Raw genomic sequence first — 19,051 nt, 5'->3', positions numbered from 1 at the left:
CGCCGCCAGTTGTAGGCAGGTTTCCCCTGACATATCCTCTGGCGAACAGCCTATATGAGACCAGCCTGTTTGGGGAATATCGTGAGAATACGTATCGAGGATGCTTTTGCAGAGGGCGATTTCGCGGAGCTTGCCTTCACCTTTGCCCCGGTCGGGCTTGTGGTCACCGAGAACCGCGTCATCCGCGACTGCAACCTCGCCTTTGCCCGCATGTTCGGCTATGAGCGGGCGGCGCTGAAGGAGCAGACGTTTTCACTGCTGTACCCCTCGGAGGCCGAATTCGAGAATATCCGTGATCGCGGCGTTGAACAGCTCAAGCAGGGCGGTGGCTACTGGGATGAACGGATCATGGCGCGAAAAGACGGCACGCTGTTCTGGTGCCGCGTGCGGGGCCATTCCTTCACCCCCGACGAGCCTCTGCAGCGCGCGGTGTGGAGCTTTGCCGATCTTTCCGCCTCCCGCCCCTATCTTGCGCTGACGCGGCGCGAGCGCGAGATCGTCTCGCTTCTCTCGGAAGGGCTGACCAGCAAGGAAATCGCCCAGCGGATCGAGCTTTCCCACCGCACGGTGGAGGTCTATCGCGCCCGGATGCTGAAGAAGTTCGGCGTCTCCAACACGAGTGCGCTTTTACAGGCGCTGGGCGATGCGGAGGCCGCCCACATCGTTGCCCGTGGCTGACCTCCCTTCGGCCTGCTCCGGAGCGAGGAAGCCCCTCGTTGGGCGCAGTGACTGGCGAAAGGGCGAGTCGACAGAACCGGCTCGCGATACCCCGTTGGCGGCCGCGCCGCCGAACGGAAAAGCCCCAGCGCACCGGGCGAACGCGCTGGGGCTGGTCTCGCGCCGTATCAGAACGGGTAGTGCTGGTTCGGGTCCTCGATCGTGATCCAGCGCAGGTCGGTGAATTCGGCGATCGCCGCCTTGCCGCCGAACCTGCCGTATCCGGAATCGTTCACGCCGCCGAAGGGCATCTGCGGCTCGTCGGACAGGGTCGGGCCATTGATGTGGCAGATACCGCTCTTGATCTCTTTCGCCGCCGACAGCGCACGCTGGATGTTCTGGCTGAAGACAGCGGCGGACAGGCCGTATTCGCTGTCATTGGCCACACGGATCGCCTCGGCATCACCCTTGACGCGGATGATCGACTTGACCGGGCCAAAGCTCTCCTCACTATAGATGCGCATGCCGGCGGTCACGCCATCCAGCAGGGTTGCGGAATGGATCGCGCCATCGCGCTGGCCGCCAGCGATGACAGTCGCGCCTTTCGACGTTGCATCCGCGATCAGGGCATCCATCTTTTCGCCAGCCTCGGGGTTCACAAGCGAACCCAGCACGACCTGCCCGCGCGGATCGCCATAGGGCAGTTTCGACGCCCGGTCTGCCAGCTTCTGCGCGAAAATATCGGCGATCTCTTCATCGACGATGATCCGTTCGGTCGACATGCAGATCTGGCCCTGGTTCATGAAGGCGCCAAAGATCGCGGCATTCACCGCGCCGTCGATGTCGGCGTCGGACAGAACCACCAACGGGGCCTTGCCCCCCAGTTCCAGCAGCGACGGCTTCAGGTTCTCGCCGGCAAGCCGCCCGATGATGCGCCCCACGGCAGAGGAGCCGGTGAAGTTCACGTGCTTGACCTCGGGCGCCTCGATCAGCGCCTTGACCACTTCGGCGGCATCGGCAGGCGCATTCGAGATGTAGTTGACGACGCCCTCGGGAAAACCCGCCTCGACAAAGCAGTCGACGATCATGCGGTGCGTCCTGGGGCAGGCTTCAGAACCTTTCAGGATCACCGTGTTGCCGCACGCAAGCGGCATGGCCAGCGCGCGGGCGCCAAGGATCACCGGAGCGTTCCACGGCGCGATGCCAAGGCAGACGCCCTTTGGCGTGGCCACGCCCATGGCCAGCGTGCCGGGCTTGTTCGAGGGGATGACCTCGCCGCCGATCTGGGTGGTCATGGCGGCCGCCTCGCGAATCCCGCCCGCCGCGAGCATGACATTGAAGCCCGCCCAAGGGCCGGTCGCGCCGGTCTCCGCGATCATGGCGGCGATGAACGCGTCGGACTTCGCCTCCATGATGTCCGCCGCCTTGTTGAGCAGAGCGCGACGCTCGCCCGGGCCGGTGGCGGCCCATGCGGGAAAGGCCGCGCCTGCCGCCTTTGCCACGATCGCGGCATCAGCCGCCTTGGCTGCCGCCGCAGTGGTCGCGACCGCACCGGTTACCGGGTCTATACGGTCAAAAGTGCCCTTGTCCGAGGCTTCTGCGTCTGAGTTGTTCACAACGAATGCAACTGTCATCTTGGTCTCCTCCTTGATTGGCCTGGCTGTCCGGGCGCGTTTATTCTGCTCCACGATTTCGTTCAATACTAGGTCCCGCGCATCCCGACCAGGGCAGCCTGCGCCTTCGTGAGCACGCCGGAGAGAACGGCAACGGACATCTCCTCTCGATGAAAAGGCATCAGTGGGGCGTTCTTTTGAACGTGCATTCGGAGCGCTCCCGGAAAACTGAGGCGCGGTAACTCCGGTCTCCCAGATCCGCTCCGAATGGACAACCTCCTGTAAGCGCAAATCTAGCAAGCGAGCCTTCTCAGGTTCCAGCTGCGGCAAGCGGACATATTGCGCAATTTGACGAGAGGCAATAAAACCGGCCGAAACTTGTCAACTTTGGCGCTTGAGAGAGCGTCAATCAGCGATGACCGGATAGAATGGCCCTCGATCTCGCCGAAAGCGCGACCCCAGCCCGCCCTTTACGGCGACGCGCGCTCCGCCCTTTGCCGCTGGCGGCCGGCCTCATCTGCGCGCTGATGCTGCTGCCGCTGGCGGCGATCGGCTGGCTGGCCTTGTCCTCGGATTTTTCCGCCATCGCCCATCTTGCCGAAACGGTTCTGCCGCGGGTTGCGGGCCGCACATTCTGGCTTCTCGTCCTCAACGGGCTTGCCACGGGGACGATCGGCGTCGTCGCCGCCTGGCTGGTCGTCTCCTTCGACTTTCCGTTCAGGCGGTTCCTCTCGGTCGCGCTGGTGCTGCCGCTTGCCATGCCGATCTACCTTTCGGCCTATGCCTTCGGCGAATTCTTCGATTTCACCGGCCCCGTGCAGACGCTCTACCGCGCCCTCTTCGGCTTTCGGTCGGCGCGGGACTATTATTTTCCGGATATCAGGTCGCTCGGCGGCGCGGTGCTGGTGATGTCGAGCGTGCTTTATCCTTATGTCTACCTGACGGCGCGCTCGGTGTTTTCCATGCAGGGCCGCAACGCAGCCGAGGTGGCGCGCACGCTCGGCGCCGGGCGGTTTCGCGTGTTCCGCACCGTGCAACTTCCGATGGCCCGGCCGGCGATCGTCGTCGGCCTCACCCTGGTGATGATGGAAAGCCTCAACGATATCGGCGCGGTGCAATATCTCGGCGTCAACACCCTGACCTTCTCGATATACGAGACATGGCTCAATCGCGGCAATCTTGCAGGCGCGGCGCAGCTTTCGGCGATCATGCTGGTTTTCGTGCTGGCGCTCATCCTTCTGGAACGGATCGCCCGGCGCAACCAGCGCTACAGCGCCGCCCGCTCGGTAACCGGCCAGAGCGAACGCCAGCGGCTGTCGGGATTTCCCGCTTTCATGGCAAGTCTCGCCTGCCTGCTGCCGGTCATCGTCGGCTTCGCCATTCCGGCGTTGGTGCTTGCCGATTTCGCCCTCAAACGGCTGGGAGATTTCCTCTCCGAGCGTCTGCTTCAGGCGCTCTTCACCTCGCTTGCCGTCGCCGGACTTGCCGCCGCCATCGCCGTCCTGTTCGGCCTGACGCTTTCCTATGCGGTCAGGACCCATCCCGGCGCGAGGATCCGCTCCGTCACGCGGATCGCCTCCCTCGGCTACGGCATTCCCGGCACGGTGCTCGCCATCGGCGTACTGATCCCGCTTGCCGGGCTCGACAACGCCGTGGACGGAGCCTTGCGCGCCAATTTCGGCATTTCCAGCGGGCTCATTCTCTCCGGCAGCGGCTTTGCCATCGTCTATGCCTGCACCGTCCGCTTTCTCGCCATGGCGGAAGGCAGTGTCGATGCCGGCTTCCACAAACTGTCGCCGAGCCTCGACATGGCAGCCCGCACGCTCGGCCGCTCACCGGCAAAGGCGCTCTTTTCCGTGCTGTTGCCGAACATGCGGCCAGCGCTGTGGACGGCGGCGCTCCTGGTGTTCATCGAAACGCTGAAGGAACTTTCGGCGACCATTCTGCTGCGCCCGTTCAACTTCAACACGCTGGCGACCCTCGTCTATGAGGACGCCTCGCGCGCCCAGGTCGAAAGCGCCTCCGTGCCGGCGATGATCATCATCCTCGCCGGTCTGGTGCCCGTCCTGCTGGTCTCGCGCGCCATGGATCGGCGCGCCTGACAATTCCACTGCAGCGGGACGCGAAACCGCGCTCAGTCCCGGATCGCGCCTTCCGTCTGGGCATTGAAGACATGGATGTGGCCGGCATCGACGGCGAGTGTGATCGTCTCGCCGGCCTTGACCCGCGTCTGGCCGTCAAGAACAACGCGCAGCCTCGGAGCGGAGAGCGCGCCGTCATCCTCGCCGTCATCGCCGATCTCGCGCAGGCTGCCGTCGGCGGAGCCGATATCGACATGGGCGAGCAGGGTGGAGCCCAGATCCTCGACGAAAATGACCTCGCCGGTCACGGTATTGACCGCACTGTCCGGGTTATCGACGGGCGTGAACATTTCCGGGCGGATGCCGAGGATCACCCGGTCGCCGGCCGATCGGTTGAGGCCCGGCCTTGCGGCAAGATCATCGGCCTCGAACAGGAACTCGAACGGGCCGACCCGCGCATCGATGCCGCCTTCCGTCTTTACCAGATCGGCGGCCATGAAATTCATCGACGGTGCGCCGATGAACCCGGCAACGAAGAGATTGGCAGGCGTATCGTAGAGCGCGCGCGGCGTGTCAAGCTGCTGCAGCACGCCGTGACGCATGACTGCGACGCGGTCGCCCATGGTCATCGCCTCCACCTGGTCATGGGTCACATAGACTGTGGTGACGCCGGTCAACTTCTGCAGGCGGGCGATTTCGGTGCGCATCTGCCCGCGCAGCCGTGCATCGAGATTGGAGAGCGGCTCGTCCATGAGGAAGGCCTTCGGGTCGCGCACCAGCGCCCGGCCCATGGCGACGCGTTGCCGCTGGCCGCCGGAGAGCTGGCCGGGCTTGCGCTTCAGATGTTCGGAAAGCTCCAGCAGTTCGGCCGTCTGGCGCACTTTCTCGGCCAGCGCCTTCTTTTCCGCGCCGCGCACCCTGAGGCCAAAGCCGATATTCTCCTCGACGTTCAGATGCGGATAAAGCGCATAGGACTGGAACACCATGGCGATGTCGCGGTCGCGCGGAGCGAGGTTGTTGGCGATCACGCCGTCTATGATCAGCCGCCCGTCGGTGATCTCCTCAAGGCCCGCGATCATCCGGAGCGCGGTCGACTTGCCGCAGCCGGACGGGCCGACAAGCACCAGGAACTCGCCGTCCCTGATGTGAAGGTCGAGATTGGCAATTGCGGCGAAACCGTCCGGATAACGCTTGCCGATGCCGTCGAAAATGATGTCTGCCATGCGCTTTTCCGCTCTTTCGTCGTCAGTTCAGGCCTGTCCGCAAAGCGGGATTACGTCATGTAGATGCCGCCGGTGACGTTCACGCCCTGTCCGGTCATGAAGCGGGCGGAATTGCTTGCGAGGAAGACGGCCACGTCGGCGACGTCTTCCGCCGTTTCCAGCCGGCCAAGCGGCGTCTGGGCAATATAGTCGGCGATCACCGCGTCCGGCGTCATGCCGCGCAGCTCCGCCTCCCAGGTAACCTCGCGATCCTGCATCGCGGTCTTGACGAGGCCCGGGCAGATGGCGTTGACGCGGATGCCGTCGCCGGCAAGCTCCTTCGCCAGCGCCTGGGTCCAGCCGAGAACGGCGAACTTGCTCGCCGAGTAATGCGCAAGAAACGGCGCGCCGACCTTGGCGGCAAGCGAGGCGGTGTTGACGATCACGCCCTTGCCATTCGCCTTGAACCGTCGTCCGGCGATCTGGTTGGTCAGGAAGATGCCCCGCGTGTTGACGTCGAAGTTGAAGTCCCACTCCTCGTCGGTGAGTTCCAGGGCGGCCCGCATGGTCGAGACGCCGGCATTGGCAAACAGCATGTCGAAGCCGCCAAGCTTATCTTCCGCCTCCGCGAAAGCTTGCTCGACTGACTCGCGCTTGCGCACATCAATGGAGAGGGCGACGGAGCCGGTCTCGGCAGCCGTCTTTCCGGCAGCGTCAGGATTGATATCGCACAGCGCGACACTGACCTTCTGGCGTCTCAACGCCTCGACAATGGCGCGGCCGATGCCGCCGGCGCCGCCGGTGACGACCGCCTTGCGGCCCTCAAGCTCCGGAAAGATCGGGTGAGTCATTTTTCGTTCCCCTTATTGTTTTGTTCGATCATATATCAACAAAAACATACACAACAAGAGAAAATAATGTTTGAATTTGTTCGAACCTGCTGCTAGTCATGAAGATCAGAATTGTTCAAGTCGTGGCGTCCTGAAAACGCTCGACCGAAACCTTTAGCGTACCGAAAGGATCCGTCTTGCAGGGTGGGCAGGGAGAAAAAACCAAGGTTCTCGCGCAGGTGCGCCATGCGCGCATCCTTGATGTTCTTGCCGAATTCGGCGCCCTTTCGGTCTCCGATGTTGCCGGGCAGCTCAACGTTTCCGAGATGACCATTCGCCGCGACCTCGCCGAACTAGAAAAGGAAGGCAAGCTTGCCCGCACCCATGGCGGCGCCGTGCGCTCCGAACAGGCGGCAGAACCCGCCTCCGTGCCGCCGGCCACGGCTCTTCCCGGCGAACCCTCCTTCCAGCTCAGAGCGGTAAAGAACGGCCTTGCCAAGCAGGCAATCGCGGCGGAAGCCGAAGCGCTTTCCGCCGGCGCCCGCACGATCGCGCTTGATGTCGGCACGACGACGCTGCTGCTTGCCCGAAGGCTTCAGGACCGCCAGCATACCAAGATCTTCACCAGTTCGGTGCGCAATGCCTTCTTCCTCGGCGAAGGGCTGGCGGAAGTCTACCTGCCCGGCGGGCGCATGCGCGGCGACGAGATGTCGATTTCCGGCCCATCGGCCATTGCCGAGTTCGAGGCCCTCTGGTTCGACATCGCCTTCATCGGCATTTCCGGCCTGACCGAACAGGGCATCTATGATTATTCCTTCGACGATGCGGAGATGAAGCGCGTGTTCCTCGCCCGCTCGACCCGCAAGGTGGTTCTCTGCGATGCCTCGAAATTTTCCTGCATGTCGCTCGTGCATGTCGCCGATCTCGAGCAGTTCGATGTGCTGATCACCGACGCCGAGCCGCCGGCGGATATCGCCAAGGCGCTCTCAAAGGCCGAGGTCGAAGTCCGTATCGCCAGTCCCGCCCGCAAGATGGCCTCCTGACCGCAATTTCCGGGTCATGCCGGACTTTTTATTGAATGGAGTTTTCAATGATTTTCGAGTTCTTCGGCGCCAAGAAGAAGGCCGTCATCGCCATGGCCCATATCGGCGCCCTGCCCGGCTCGCCGCAATATGACAAGGATGGCGGGCTCGACAAGCTGATCGCCGATGTTCTCGCCGATATCGAGAAGCTGCAGGCCGGCGGCGTCGACGCCATCATGTTCGGCAACGAGAATGACCGTCCCTATGTGAAGAAGGCCCCCGTCGAGGGCATTGCCGCGATGACCGCCGTGGTGCAGGCGCTGAAGCCCGAGATCAAGGTGCCCTTCGGCGTCAATTATCTCTGGGACCCGGAAGCCAGTGTTGCGATCGGCTCTGTGACGGGCGCAAGCTTCGTGCGCGAGATCTTCACCGGCGTTTTTGCCTCCGACATGGGCGTGTGGGCACCCGATTGCGCCACGCCCGCAAGGCTTCGCGCCAATCTCGGCGCAAAGGACATGAAGCTTCTGTTCAACATCAATGCCGAATTCGCCCATCCGCTGGACCAGCGCCCGATTGCCCTCAGAGCCAAGAGCGCCGTCTTCTCCTCCATGGCCGATGCCATTCTGGTCTCCGGCCCGATCACCGGCCAGCCCGCCGACCAGTCGGACCTGAAGACGGTGTGCGAGGCGATCGAGGAGGTGCCGGTCTTTGCCAATACCGGCGTCAATATCGACAACGTCACCGATGTCATGTCGGTTGCCGACGGCTGCATCATCGGCACGCATTTCAAGGTGGACGGCGACACCTGGAACCCGGTCGATCAGGACCGCGTCAGCCGCTTCATGGACAAGGTCGCAACGCTGCGCTGACCGCGCCCGGAGGCTCCGCATGGCTTATGTGATCGGTCTCGATATCGGGACGACATCCACGATCGGCATTCTCATCGAACTGCCGGAGCGGGTCGTGGGTCTTGCGAGCCGCCCGGTCACGCTTTCCTCGCCGCATCACGGCTGGGCCGAGGAAGACCCCGCCGAGTGGTGGGAAAATGTGCAGGCGATCACGCAGGAGCTTCTGGCGATCGAGGGAACGGACCCCGCCGATGTCGGCGCTGTCGGCGTCACCGGCATGCTGCCGGCGGTCGTGCTTCTCGACGAGGAAGGCAATGTACTCCGCCCCTCCATCCAGCAGAGCGACGGGCGTTCGGGGCGCGAGGTGGAGGCCATGCGCCGCGAGCGTGACGAAGCCGAATTCATCGCCAAGGCCGGAAACGGAATCAACCAGCAGCTTGTCACCGCCAAATTGCGCTGGATCGAAAAGCACGAACAGGAGGTTTTCTCCCGCATTGCCACGGTTTTAGGCTCCTACGACTTTATCAATTTCAAGCTCACCGGCAAGCGCGCGGTGGAGCAGAACTGGGCGCTGGAAGCAGGCTTCGTCGATGTTTCGCGCGGCGAGCTCGATGACGACCTGATCGGTTGGGCACATCTTCCGGCAGGCGCCATTCCGCCGAAGATCGCCTCCCACGAGGTGCTGGGCGGATTGACCGAAGAGGCCGCAGCGCTCACCGGGCTACAGGCCGGCACGCCGGTTGTCGGCGGCGCGGCCGACATGGTGGCTTCCGCCTTCGGCGCGGGCGTGCAGGAGGCCGGCGACGTTCTGCTGAAATTCGGCGGCGCGGTCGATATCCTGACGGCGACCGACAAGGTGCGCCCCGACCCGCGCCTGTTCCTCGACTATCATCTGATCCCCGGCCTTTTCATGCCGAATGGCTGCATGTCGACCGGCGGCTCGGCGCTCAACTGGTTCATCGCCAGTTTTGCCGGCAGGGAACAGCTTGCCGCCGAAGCCGAGGACATTTCCGTCTACCGCTATCTCGACCGGCTGGCCGAAAACCGCCCCGCAGGCGCGGAGGGCGTGGTCATCCTGCCTTATCTTCTGGGCGAGAAGACGCCGATCCACGATCCCGATGCCCGCGGGCTGATCTCCGGCCTGACGCTCTCGCACGATATCGGCCATCTCTGGCGGGCGCTGCTGGAATCCTATGCCTATGCGCTCAGGCACCATATCGATGTGCTCAACGACATGGGTCTTGAGACCACGCGTTTCCTGGTTTCCGATGGCGGTGCGCAAAGCGCCATCTGGATGCAGATCGTGGCCGATGTGCTGCAGCAGCCTGTGCATTGCCTCACCGGTCATCCGGGCTCCTGCCTCGGCGTTGCCTGGACGGCGGCGATGGGGGCGGGTCTTGTCGATGACTGGGCGGGCGTTTCCGCCTTCGTCGGCCAGGGGCCAACGATTACGCCGGATGCCGCGAACAAGACGGTCTATGACGAGGCCTATGCCCGCTTCCGCTCGCTCTACCAGCCGCACGCGTGACGGCAGGCTGAAAGCACTCAGCCCGTCCCCAGAACAAGGTTCCGGCGGGCAAAATCGATCAGGCTTTGCACATGGTTGGCAACCGAAATGCGGGTCGCCTCGAGGTCCTTTTTCTCGATCGCCTCGATGATCTCCAGATGCTCGGCGGAATCCGGCGTCAACCGGTCTTTCAGCTGGTCGATCTCGAACAGCCGCGTGGTCGCCCTCAGCTCGCGCAGAACCTTGGCCATGACCTGATTGCCGCAATAATCGATGATCATGTTGTGCAGATTATCGTCGGAGAACCAGTGCTCGTCGGTGTGGTAGCTGCTGGCCTCAAAAAGTTCCTGAACCTCGCGGCGCACCGCGATCAGCTTCGTCTTGGGGATCGACGGCACGGCAAGCACGGCGGCTTCCGGCTCGATCAGAAGGCGCAGTTTCAGGCTTTGCAGATATTCGCCGATATCGACCCGGCGCACCACGTAGTTGCGGCCGTTGCCCTTCAGCACCAGCCCCTCGCCCTCAAGCCGCTGCAGCGCCTCGCGAAGCGGTGTTCGCGAGATACCGAGCGCTTCGGCAAGCTTTGCCTCGACGATGACGGAGCCGCCGCGCAGGCGCCGGTGGCGGATCATGTCGGAGACGGCCCGGTAGGTCAGAGAGGCGAGGTTGTGCTGGCCTTTCCCCTCAAACTTCGGTTTATGTTGCGCTACGGAGCCAGTCACAGTTCACTTCCCGGAATTGTCGCGGTGCGGACGCCGACAGGACGCCCGACGCCTTTCAAGAATCACATATCTTGCATAATCTTCGTCATTTACCAAAGGACATCTGCCGCCGATGCTTCAGGACCCCGAAAGCCCACCCGAAACCAGCCTCGCCGAGGAAGCCTATCGCGCGCTCCTGGCGGAGATCCTGTCGGCGCGGCTTGCGGGCGGCACGGTCATCCAGCAGCGCCGGCTGGCGGCCGAGCATTCCGTGTCGCGCTCCCCCATGCGCCACGCCATCAGCCGGCTGGAGGGCGAAGGGCTTCTGGTGCGCACCGGCAAGGGGCTCTTGGCCGTCAGGGTCGTCACGCTGAAGGAATATCTCGACAGCCTCGCCATGCGCATGCTGCTTGAGCCGACGGCGGCCTCCCAGGCCTGCGGCAATATCGAAGCCGAAAGGCTTGCCGCGCTCACCGAGGAACTCGATGCGATCGACCGCTCGCCGGACCCCGACCCGGAGGATGTCTGGCGCTTCGATGACAACCTGCATCTGACCATCGCCCGACAATGCGGCAACGGCTTCATGGAAACGACCATCGCCGACATGCGTCGCTACACCACGATCTTCGAGCGGCAGGCAAGGACCGGCAGGTCCAAGCCGGGCGTGGCTGAACACCGCGCCATCATCGAGGCGCTGGCTGATGAAGACGCAGACCGCGCCCGCCAGGCCATGATCCGGCATCTGGACATGGTGCGGGAGGGTGTCCTCAGGAACTACTGACCGGGACGGCGTCAAAGGCGCTTGCATCGGACGGCGATTTATGCACTATAGTGGGATCCCACTTGAGCACATAATCGAGTGACGAGAACCATAACCCCAGAGGAAGAACACAGATGTCCAGAACACTTTCGATGAAATTGCTTTCCGCAACCCTTCTTCTCGGCGCTGCCTCCGTCGCGAATGCACAGGACTGCACGCCCGAGGTCGCCGACAGCGAACTGATCACGCCCGGCACGCTCATCATGTCGACCAACCCGACGCTGCCGCCGCTGCAGTTCGTTGATTCCAAGGGCGACCTTCAGGGCATGCGTATCGAGCTCGGCAAGGAAATCGCCAAGCGTCTCTGCCTGGAACCGGAATATGTCCGCATCGAGTTTTCCGCGATGATTCCCGGCCTTCAGTCCGGTCGCTGGGACCTTATCAACACCGGCATCTTCTACACCGAGGAGCGAGCCGGGCTGATGCAGATGATCCCTTACGAAAACCAGGCGATCAGCATCTCCGTCGCCCCTGACAGCGATGCCGAATATGCCACCAAGGAAGACCTCGACGGCATGACCATCGGCGTCGAGATTGGCGGCTTCGAGGAAAGCAAGCTGCGCCTGATGGACGAGGAGCTGAAGGGCGAAAACATGAAGGGCATCGACATCCGCACCTTCGACAATTTCGCCATGGCCTTCCAGGCGTTGCGCGCCGGCCAGGTCGACGGCGTGGTTTCGATCGACGCCGTTGCCAAGGAATATGACACGCGCGGCGACTTCAAGACTGCGCTCTCCGGCCTCTACCCTGCCCCGGTCGCCGTCGCGATGAAGAGCCCCGCGCTTGCCGATGCCGTATCCGAAACGCTGGTCGAGATGAAGGCCGACGGCACGCTCGGCGCGCTGTTTGAGGAATACGGCCTGCCGATGGTCGATGGCGACTATTCCGTCAAGGGCCCCGGCCGCTGATCGCTTCCGGTTCGCACGCATGAAAACGCGGACGCGGCCCTCCCCGGGCTGCGTCCGTTTCCAACGGAGTTTCCCCCAATGTCGCTTTGGAACTGGTCCGGTTTTTTCAGCTATCTCTTCAATCCGTTTCTCCTTGGCGGCGTGGTCACCACGATCTGGCTGACGGCGGTTTCGCTGGTCGCGGGCCTGGTTCTCGGCTTTGGCATCGCCATGATGCGCCGGTCGAACATCCGCATCGTCAAGATGATCGCGAAAGCCTATATCTGGCTTTTCCGCGGCACACCGCTGCTGGTGCAGCTGATCGTCATCTATACGGCGCTGCCGGTGATCGGCATCCGTTTTTCGGTGACGGAAGCCGCCCTTCTCGGCCTTTCGCTGAACGAGGCGGCCTATCTCGCCGAGATCATCCGCTCCGGCATCGAGGCGGTTTCCGAGGGTCAGTCGCGCGCCGGCCGCGCGCTCGGCATGACGGAACGGCAGATCATGCGCAAGATCATCATGCCGCAGGCCTTCCGCATCATCATCCCGCCGCTCGGCAATTCCGTGAACGGGCTGTTGAAAACCACTTCCGTCACCTCCGTCATCTCGATGGAGGAGCTTCTGCGCCGCACGCAAATCCTGATCCAGGAACGCTTCATGGTGCTCGAACTCTTCGCCGTTGCGGCAATCTACTACCTCTTACTGACAACGCTATGGGATCTGATCCAGGTTCGCATCGAACGGCATTTCGGCCAGTCGGACTCGCGGTTGACGCTCTCTGAGAAGCGCTGAATGACAGGACTATTGACATGACCAAGACTTTTCGCGGCGTCTTCACCGTGATGATCACGCCGCTCGCCGATGACGGCAGCGTCGATCTGGAAGCACTTGCAGAATTTACAGACTGGCAGATCAATCAGGGCATACACGGGCTCATCCCGCTCGGCTCTACCGGCGAATTCCTGTCGCTGAGCCAGGAAGAGCGCGACGGCGTTGCCCGCACCGTGATCGAGACGGCGGCCGGCCGCGTCCCCGTTCTCATCGGCACGGGCGCGGAAGATACAAGGGAGGCCGTGCGCCTCAGCCGCGAGGCCGAAGCCATGGGCGCGGACGGGGTGATGGTGATCCCGCCCTTCTATTCGACGCCCACCGACGACGAGCTGGTCGAGCACTACCGCCGGATCGCAGGCGCGATCGATATCCCGGTGATGGTCTACAACAACCCGGCAACGGCCAATGTCGACCTGAAGCCCGATCTGGTTGCCCGGATCGCCGAGATCGACGGCTGCGACTATATCAAGGAATCAACGCTCGAAATCTTCCGCGTTCGCGATATCATTCTCGGCGTTGGAGACAACATGACCGTTTTCGGCGGCATCATGGGGTATGAATCCTTCGTCATGGGTGCCAAAGGCTGGGTCGCGGTCGCCTCCAATGTCGCGCCCGGCCCGATGGCGCGGATCTTCGAGCTGGTGGCGGACGAGAAGAAATATGAAGAGGCGCGCGCGCTTTATCTCAAATGGCTGCCGGTCATCAACGCCGTGGGCGGCCAGGCTTATGTCGCCGGCTCCAAATCCCTGCTCAACCATATGGGCTTTCAGGCCGGCCCGCCCCGTCCGCCGCGCCTGCCGCTGCCCGACGACCGCGACGCCGAGATGAAGGCGCTTGTCGAGGCCTTCGGCCTCAGCTTCACGAACTGAAAGCCGTAATGTCATGGCCCCGCACGCGAACGCCGAAACAGGAGCCCAATCGAAGGTCCGAATGACCTTCGAAGGCACACCGCTTTCCGTCGAACCCGGAAGCTCGGTGGCGTCGGCGCTTGAGGCCTGGGGCTGCCATGGCTTTTCCCGCGACGTCAAGGGAGAAGAGCGAGGGCTCTTCTGCGGCATGGGCGCCTGCCATGATTGTCTTGTGACCATCAACGGCAAGGTCAGCCAGCGCGCTTGCATGCGCCGCGTCGAAGACGGCATGGACGTGAGACGGCAGGCGCCCCGACCGCAGGTCGCTAACCCAGCGATCGCCGATCTCGCACGTCTGCCCGAGGCAATCGAGACCACCGAGACGGACCTGGTGATCGTTGGCGCGGGCCCCGGAGGGCTGGCGGCTGCGGAAACGGCAGCGACAAGCGGGCTTTCTGTCGTCATGATCGACGAACGCCACGATGCCGGCGGCCAGTTCTACAAGCAACCCGCCACGGATGCCGCGAAGACAGCGCTTTCCTCCGATCGCCAGGCCGCAGACGGGGCCGATCTGATCGCCCGGGTCCGAGCCAAAGGCGTGATGATCCGCCATGAAACGCTGGTCTGGGGCGGATTTCACGAGGAAGACGGGCGCATCGTCCTTTCCTGTCTTGGGCCCGACGGCGCGTTTTACTGCCGGGCGCGCGCGGTCATCATTGCCACCGGCGCGCATGAACGCCCACCCGCCGTCAGGGGCTGGACGCTGCCGGGCGCGATGACGGTCGGCGCGGCACAAACGCTGTTGCGTAGCTACGGAACATTGGCCGGGCGCTCAATCGTCATTGCCGGCAACGGCCCGCTGAATTTTCAGGTCGCGCTGGAGATCGTCCGCGCCGGCGGCAGGGTCTCCGCCATCATCGAGGAGGCGGCCTCCCCCTTCAAGAGACCGATGGCGGGGCTCGAGCTGATGCGATCCGATCGCGCGCTCGCCATTGCCGGCACCACCCAGCTGGCGCGGCTGCGCGCGGCCGGCGTGAAGATCCACTGGAAGAGCCGTCTCGCAGGTATTGACGGCGGCGGTGCGGTGGAGACCGTCACGATCGAGACGGCGCGCGGCAGGACGACGATTGCCGCCGACACCGTGCTGATCGGCGGCCACTTTACCGCTTCCAACGAATTGCCGCGCCTGCTCGGCTGCGCCCACGAACCACGGGACGGCGCGCTTGAAACCCTGACCGATGCGACCGGCAGGACCTCGCTCCCCCACATTCATGTCATCGGCGAGGCGGCGCGTTTCGGCGGCGCTTTCGTGGCCATGAGCGAGGGCCGGCTGGCCGCAGCGGCGCTGATCGAAAGATTGAACGGAAAGACCGTCATCGATCAAGCGGCGGAAACCCGAATGCTTGCCCGTCATCGCCGCTTCCAGAGGGCGCTCTGGCGGCTCTTCGCCCCTGCGATTGAGGATGACGCAACGCCCGATGAGGACATGATCGTCTGCCGGTGCGAGGGCGTCAGCCTCAAAGCGCTCAACGACCTCGTTGAGCGCGGCGTTTCGGATATCGCTAGCCTGAAGCGCCTGACCCGCGCCGGCATGGGGCGCTGCCAGTCGCGCTATTGCGGCAAAGCGCTCGCAGAAATCGCCAATGCCGGAAAGCCCCTTCCTTCACAAACGAACGGCTTTCTCGCCCCGCAAATGCCGCTCAGACCCATACCCCTTGCGGCCCTCGCCGTGGAAAAGGGCGAATGGGGCGGCCACAAGCATGCGATGTTGCCAGACCGGCCGCCATTGCAGGCAGACCAACCATTGCCGCGTTCAAAAGCCGCGACCGTCATCATTGGCGGCGGCATTGCCGGCATTTCGACGGCGCTCTACCTGGCGCGCGCCGGCGAGGATGTCGTTGTACTGGAGCATGCCTATCCGAACGCAGTCGCTTCCGGCGGCAATGCCGGCAGTCTCCATGCCCAGCTTCTCTCCTTCGATCATGGCGCGCGTGCCGAGGCCGGCGGCGGCCCGGCAGCGCGCACCCTTCCTCTGCAGAGGGAGTCGATTGCGCTGTGGCAGGCGCTTCAAAAAGAGACCGGCGGCGATTTCGAAATGAAGATCACCGGCGGGCTGATGGTTGCAGAGACTGAGGCGCATCTCCGTTTCCTCGAGGAAAAGACCGAGGTTGAAAGGCGTGCGGGCATCGACTGCCATGTGATCGGACAGGGCGAATTGCGCAGGCTCGAACCCGCGCTTTCCGACCGCTTCATCGGCGCGGCCTACTGTCCGCAGGAAGGCAAGATCAATCCGCTGGTGGCGACCGACGGCGTCCTGCGGGAAGCCAGACGCCATGGCGCGCAGCTCTTCGACCGCTGCTCGGTTCTGTCGATCGAGCGCGACGATGACGGCTTCACCCTCGCCACCTCACGCGGTCCCATCAAGGCGGAGCGCGTCGTCAATGCGGCGGGCGCCTTCGCCTCAAGGGTCGGCGCCATGCTCGGGCTCGATATCCCGGTCTTCGGCGCGCCGCTGCAGATGGTCGTCACCGAGGCGGCGGAGCCGACGATTACCGCTCTTGTCGCCCATGCAGACCGGCACCTGACGCTGAAACAGGCGGCAAACGGCAATTTCATCATCGGCGGTGGCTGGACGGCGGGGCTCGATCCCGTCCACCAGCACCCGCGTCCGCTGCCGGAGAGCCTGGAGGGCAATCTCTGGGTCGCCCAGCATGTGGTGCCGGGTCTTCGCAAGCTGCATGTGATCCGCAGTTGGGCGGCGATGAACATCAATATAGACGGCGCGCCGATCCTGGGCGAACATCCCGCCTGCCCCGGTTTTTTCAACGCCGTCACCTCGAACGGCTACACGCTTGGCCCGCTGGTCGGCAAAACGACGGCGCTCAGCATTCTCGGCGAGGATGCCGGGTTCGACCTGACGCCCTTTTCAATCGAACGCTTTACGGGAACCACCAGATGATAGAGATCAACGGCCTCACCAAATCCTATGGCGATTTCGACGTCTTGAAGAGCTGCACGACCAAGGTCGATCGCGGCGAGATCGTCGTCGTCTGCGGACCGTCCGGGTCCGGCAAATCGACGCTGATCAAATGCATCAACGGACTTGAGCCCTTCGACAGCGGCTCGATCCGGGTCCACGGCATTGAGGTCGGCGATCCGAAGACGGATCTGACGGAACTGCGCGCGCAGGTGGGCATGGTGTTCCAGAACTTCGAGCTTTTCCCGCACCTCACGGTGATCGAGAACATCAAGTTGGCGCAGAAGATCGTGCTCGGACGTTCCGACGGCGCGGCCAACACCAAGGCGATGCAGCTTCTCGATCGCGTCGGCCTTGTTGACCATGCGCAGAAATATCCGGGCCAGCTTTCGGGCGGCCAGCAGCAGCGCGTCGCAATCGCCCGTGCGCTTGCCATGGACCCGATCGCCATGCTGTTTGACGAGCCGACCTCGGCGCTTGATCCGGAAATGATCTCCGAGGTGCTGGACGTGATGACGGATCTGGCCAAGGACGGCATGACCATGATCGTCGTCACCCACGAGATGGGCTTCGCCCGCCGCGTCTCCACCCGCGTCGTGTTCATCGACCAGGGCGAGATCGTCGAGGACCGGCCGAGCGAAGACTTCTTCTCCGGCAATCATAATCCGCGCACCGGCGCTTTCCTGAGCAAGATCCTGCAGCACTGAGGCGCAAAACCGATCCAACCGAAAAAAAAGCAAGGCAAGACATGAAACTGAAGATCACCGCCGGCCCGCACACATTCGATGCCGTCCTGGAAACCGAGAAGGCTCCGAAAACCGTCGAGGCTTTCCTGAAGCACATGCCCTTCACAGGGCAGGTCGTGCATGTCCGCTGGTCCGGGGAAGGCGTCTGGATCCCGCTCGGCGACAAGGATTTCGGCGTCTCCTACGAGAACCATACCAGCCATCCCGCTCCCGGCCATATCATCCTTTATCCCGGCGGCATCAGCGAGACGGAAATCCTGCTGGCCTATGGCGGCGTCGATTTCTCGTCCAAGATGGGCCAGCTTGCCGGCAACCACTTCATCACGATTACGTCGAACCTCGACAAGCTGTCCGAGATCGGCCGGCTGACGCTCTGGGAAGGCGCGCAGGACATCCGCTTCGAACTGGCGGAAGACTGAGAGAAGGCGGGCGTCGCCAGCGGCGCGCCCTCTCAGCCCGGCAGGGTCAGAAGGCGGCGGGGCGTTTCGACCAGCAACTGATCGATTTCCGCCTGTCCGAATCCGCGATCCTTCATCAGCGGCACGACATTGCGCAGGAGATGGCTGTAGCCGTGGCCGCCATGGGATTGCAGGCGGCCGCGCGTGCAGATGTCGTGCGACAGGGTCACCCTGTCGCCGAGACCGGCGTCGAAAAGCTTGGCGATCGTCCTGATCCGCATCCAGTCGGTCGGAAGATCGAGAATGCCGAGCCAGTAATTCGATTGCTCGATGCCGAAGAAATCATATTCGACCACGCAGCCGCGCCTTGCCAGTGCCAGCACCTCGGGTTCCAGCAGCGTACGCTCCATGTGGTCGATGATCACCCGGGCGATATCGGCGCCGTTTTTCTCCAGAATGTCGAGAATTTCATGCGGGGCGTCTGGGTGTCTGCCGGGATGGACCGTGATCGTCGCTCCGGTCTCGCGCTGGGTGCGGGCGGCGGCTGCCAGGCTCCTGGCCTCGAACGGCGTCAGCGGCCATGAACAGCCGATCTCGCCGATGATGCCGCAGCGGATGCCGGTCTCGCCGTCCACCATCTGCGCCAGCATGATGTCGAATAGCGCATCTTCCGATAAAGACAGCGTGTCGGCATCCAGAAAGGGTTCGGTGTAGAAGCCCGCACCCATGACGATATTGACACCGCTTGCCCTTGCCACCCGCGCAAGGCCCGCAGGGTCCGGCACGATCCCGCCCGTCGTGACGTCGACGATCGTGCCGCCGCCCGCCTCTGCGAACCACCGGGCCTCGCGGATGGCTACGTCCTCATCCTGCAGGCGATGATTGCCCGGATAGTCGTTCGGCCGCCAGTTCACGTCGAACACGTTCTGAAACGTGATCTCGACCTCCCTGCCGCCGCGCCGGGCAGGCGGAGTCAGGTCGCAGAGAACATGCTCGTGCATCAGCGTGGGCCCGAGCGCATCCGGGCGGATCGGACCCGTTACAGTTTGCACATAGCCTTTCTGCCGATTGTCTTTCGTCATC

General features: G+C 63.4%; 17 protein-coding genes. 12 read left to right on the top strand and 5 right to left on the bottom strand.

Annotation, left to right across the window (positions count from 1 at the left end):
• Positions 1-81: 81 nt before the first annotated feature.
• On the top strand, positions 82-678 hold the full coding sequence (locus FF124_RS03335; protein WP_210237426.1) for a LuxR C-terminal-related transcriptional regulator: 597 nt from the start codon (positions 82-84) through the stop codon (positions 676-678).
• A 167-nt stretch (positions 679-845) separates the two neighbouring features.
• Here FF124_RS03335 and FF124_RS03330 read toward each other — a convergent pair whose 3' ends face one another.
• The gene (locus FF124_RS03330) at positions 846-2,291 is read right to left on the bottom strand and encodes an aldehyde dehydrogenase (RefSeq protein WP_138747074.1); all 1,446 of its coding nucleotides are present in this window, start codon (positions 2,289-2,291) and stop codon (positions 846-848) included.
• Positions 2,292-2,698: 407 nt separating this feature from the next.
• Between FF124_RS03330 and FF124_RS03325 the strand changes: the two genes are divergently transcribed.
• Complete coding sequence (locus FF124_RS03325) at positions 2,699-4,372, top strand: ABC transporter permease (RefSeq protein WP_138747073.1); 1,674 nt, start codon at positions 2,699-2,701, stop codon at positions 4,370-4,372.
• Positions 4,373-4,404: 32 nt separating this feature from the next.
• Here FF124_RS03325 and FF124_RS03320 read toward each other — a convergent pair whose 3' ends face one another.
• Together FF124_RS03320 and FF124_RS03315 are read right to left on the bottom strand one after the other, a co-directional pair.
• Complete coding sequence (locus FF124_RS03320) at positions 4,405-5,574, bottom strand: ABC transporter ATP-binding protein (protein WP_138747072.1); 1,170 nt, start codon at positions 5,572-5,574, stop codon at positions 4,405-4,407.
• Between the two features lie 50 nt (positions 5,575-5,624).
• Entirely contained in the window at positions 5,625-6,404 is a 780-nt protein-coding gene (locus FF124_RS03315; RefSeq protein WP_138747071.1) for an SDR family NAD(P)-dependent oxidoreductase, read from the bottom strand.
• 176 nt (positions 6,405-6,580) lie between these two features.
• Between FF124_RS03315 and FF124_RS03310 the strand changes: the two genes are divergently transcribed.
• The 3 genes from FF124_RS03310 to FF124_RS03300 are packed head-to-tail and all read left to right on the top strand — an operon-like array spanning position 6,581 to position 9,781.
• On the top strand, positions 6,581-7,426 hold the full coding sequence (locus tag FF124_RS03310; protein ID WP_138747070.1) for a DeoR/GlpR family DNA-binding transcription regulator: 846 nt from the start codon (positions 6,581-6,583) through the stop codon (positions 7,424-7,426).
• Between the two features lie 47 nt (positions 7,427-7,473).
• Positions 7,474-8,274, top strand: a complete 801-nt coding sequence (locus tag FF124_RS03305) for a BtpA/SgcQ family protein (RefSeq protein ID WP_138747069.1) — start codon at positions 7,474-7,476, stop codon at positions 8,272-8,274.
• Positions 8,275-8,293: 19 nt separating this feature from the next.
• A complete protein-coding gene (locus FF124_RS03300) occupies positions 8,294-9,781 on the top strand; it encodes an FGGY-family carbohydrate kinase (RefSeq protein ID WP_138747068.1) in 1,488 nt (495 codons plus the stop codon).
• A 17-nt stretch (positions 9,782-9,798) separates the two neighbouring features.
• On the opposite strand, the gene FF124_RS03295 is transcribed toward FF124_RS03300, so the two are convergent.
• Positions 9,799-10,482, bottom strand: a complete 684-nt coding sequence (locus FF124_RS03295; protein WP_246072163.1) for a GntR family transcriptional regulator — start codon at positions 10,480-10,482, stop codon at positions 9,799-9,801.
• Between the two features lie 112 nt (positions 10,483-10,594).
• Between FF124_RS03295 and FF124_RS03290 the strand changes: the two genes are divergently transcribed.
• From FF124_RS03290 to FF124_RS03260, 7 genes are all read left to right on the top strand, one after another.
• Positions 10,595-11,242: a GntR family transcriptional regulator gene (locus tag FF124_RS03290; RefSeq protein WP_138747067.1), complete on the top strand. Its 648-nt coding sequence runs from the start codon at positions 10,595-10,597 to the stop codon at positions 11,240-11,242.
• Between the two features lie 113 nt (positions 11,243-11,355).
• On the top strand, positions 11,356-12,189 hold the full coding sequence (locus FF124_RS03285) for an ABC transporter substrate-binding protein (protein ID WP_138747066.1): 834 nt from the start codon (positions 11,356-11,358) through the stop codon (positions 12,187-12,189).
• A gap of 78 nt (positions 12,190-12,267) precedes the next feature.
• Positions 12,268-12,960: an amino acid ABC transporter permease gene (locus FF124_RS03280; protein WP_138747065.1), complete on the top strand. Its 693-nt coding sequence runs from the start codon at positions 12,268-12,270 to the stop codon at positions 12,958-12,960.
• Positions 12,961-12,977: 17 nt separating this feature from the next.
• On the top strand, positions 12,978-13,868 hold the full coding sequence (dapA, locus tag FF124_RS03275; protein ID WP_138747064.1) for a 4-hydroxy-tetrahydrodipicolinate synthase: 891 nt from the start codon (positions 12,978-12,980) through the stop codon (positions 13,866-13,868).
• A 61-nt stretch (positions 13,869-13,929) separates the two neighbouring features.
• On the top strand, positions 13,930-16,806 hold the full coding sequence (locus FF124_RS03270; protein ID WP_246072162.1) for an FAD-dependent oxidoreductase: 2,877 nt from the start codon (positions 13,930-13,932) through the stop codon (positions 16,804-16,806).
• Positions 16,803-17,531: an amino acid ABC transporter ATP-binding protein gene (locus FF124_RS03265; protein WP_138747062.1), complete on the top strand. Its 729-nt coding sequence runs from the start codon at positions 16,803-16,805 to the stop codon at positions 17,529-17,531. Before FF124_RS03270 ends, FF124_RS03265 begins: the two co-directional genes overlap by 4 nt.
• Before the next feature lie 41 nt (positions 17,532-17,572).
• Positions 17,573-17,989 (top strand): DUF3830 family protein, encoded by a 417-nt coding sequence (locus FF124_RS03260; protein ID WP_138747061.1) that lies wholly within the window; start codon positions 17,573-17,575, stop codon positions 17,987-17,989.
• Between the two features lie 32 nt (positions 17,990-18,021).
• Here FF124_RS03260 and FF124_RS03255 read toward each other — a convergent pair whose 3' ends face one another.
• Entirely contained in the window at positions 18,022-19,050 is a 1,029-nt protein-coding gene (locus FF124_RS03255) for a phosphotriesterase family protein (protein WP_138747060.1), read from the bottom strand.
• Between the last annotated feature and the right edge of the window lies 1 nt (position 19,051).

Source organism: Martelella lutilitoris (assembly GCF_005924265.1).
Lineage (GTDB): Bacteria > Pseudomonadota > Alphaproteobacteria > Rhizobiales > Rhizobiaceae > Martelella > Martelella lutilitoris.
Note: the sequence above shows the minus strand (reverse complement) of the source record. Positions and strands in the feature narration are given on the sequence as shown.

Bases quoted from the DNA above. Each gene is read 5' to 3' on its own strand.
- FF124_RS03330 (WP_138747074.1), bottom strand. From the start codon at position 2,291: ATGACAGTTGCATTCGTTGTGAACAACTCAGACGCAGAAGCCTCGGAC.
- FF124_RS03325 (WP_138747073.1), top strand. From the start codon at position 2,699: ATGGCCCTCGATCTCGCCGAAAGCGCGACCCCAGCCCGCCCTTTACGG.
- FF124_RS03320 (WP_138747072.1), bottom strand. From the start codon at position 5,574: ATGGCAGACATCATTTTCGACGGCATCGGCAAGCGTTATCCGGACGGT.
- FF124_RS03315 (WP_138747071.1), bottom strand. From the start codon at position 6,404: ATGACTCACCCGATCTTTCCGGAGCTTGAGGGCCGCAAGGCGGTCGTC.
- FF124_RS03305 (WP_138747069.1), top strand. From the start codon at position 7,474: ATGATTTTCGAGTTCTTCGGCGCCAAGAAGAAGGCCGTCATCGCCATG.
- FF124_RS03300 (WP_138747068.1), top strand. From the start codon at position 8,294: ATGGCTTATGTGATCGGTCTCGATATCGGGACGACATCCACGATCGGC.
- FF124_RS03290 (WP_138747067.1), top strand. From the start codon at position 10,595: ATGCTTCAGGACCCCGAAAGCCCACCCGAAACCAGCCTCGCCGAGGAA.
- FF124_RS03285 (WP_138747066.1), top strand. From the start codon at position 11,356: ATGTCCAGAACACTTTCGATGAAATTGCTTTCCGCAACCCTTCTTCTC.
- FF124_RS03280 (WP_138747065.1), top strand. From the start codon at position 12,268: ATGTCGCTTTGGAACTGGTCCGGTTTTTTCAGCTATCTCTTCAATCCG.
- dapA (WP_138747064.1), top strand. From the start codon at position 12,978: ATGACCAAGACTTTTCGCGGCGTCTTCACCGTGATGATCACGCCGCTC.
- FF124_RS03270 (WP_246072162.1), top strand. From the start codon at position 13,930: ATGACCTTCGAAGGCACACCGCTTTCCGTCGAACCCGGAAGCTCGGTG.
- FF124_RS03265 (WP_138747062.1), top strand. From the start codon at position 16,803: ATGATAGAGATCAACGGCCTCACCAAATCCTATGGCGATTTCGACGTC.
- FF124_RS03260 (WP_138747061.1), top strand. From the start codon at position 17,573: ATGAAACTGAAGATCACCGCCGGCCCGCACACATTCGATGCCGTCCTG.
- FF124_RS03255 (WP_138747060.1), bottom strand. From the start codon at position 19,050: ATGACGAAAGACAATCGGCAGAAAGGCTATGTGCAAACTGTAACGGGT.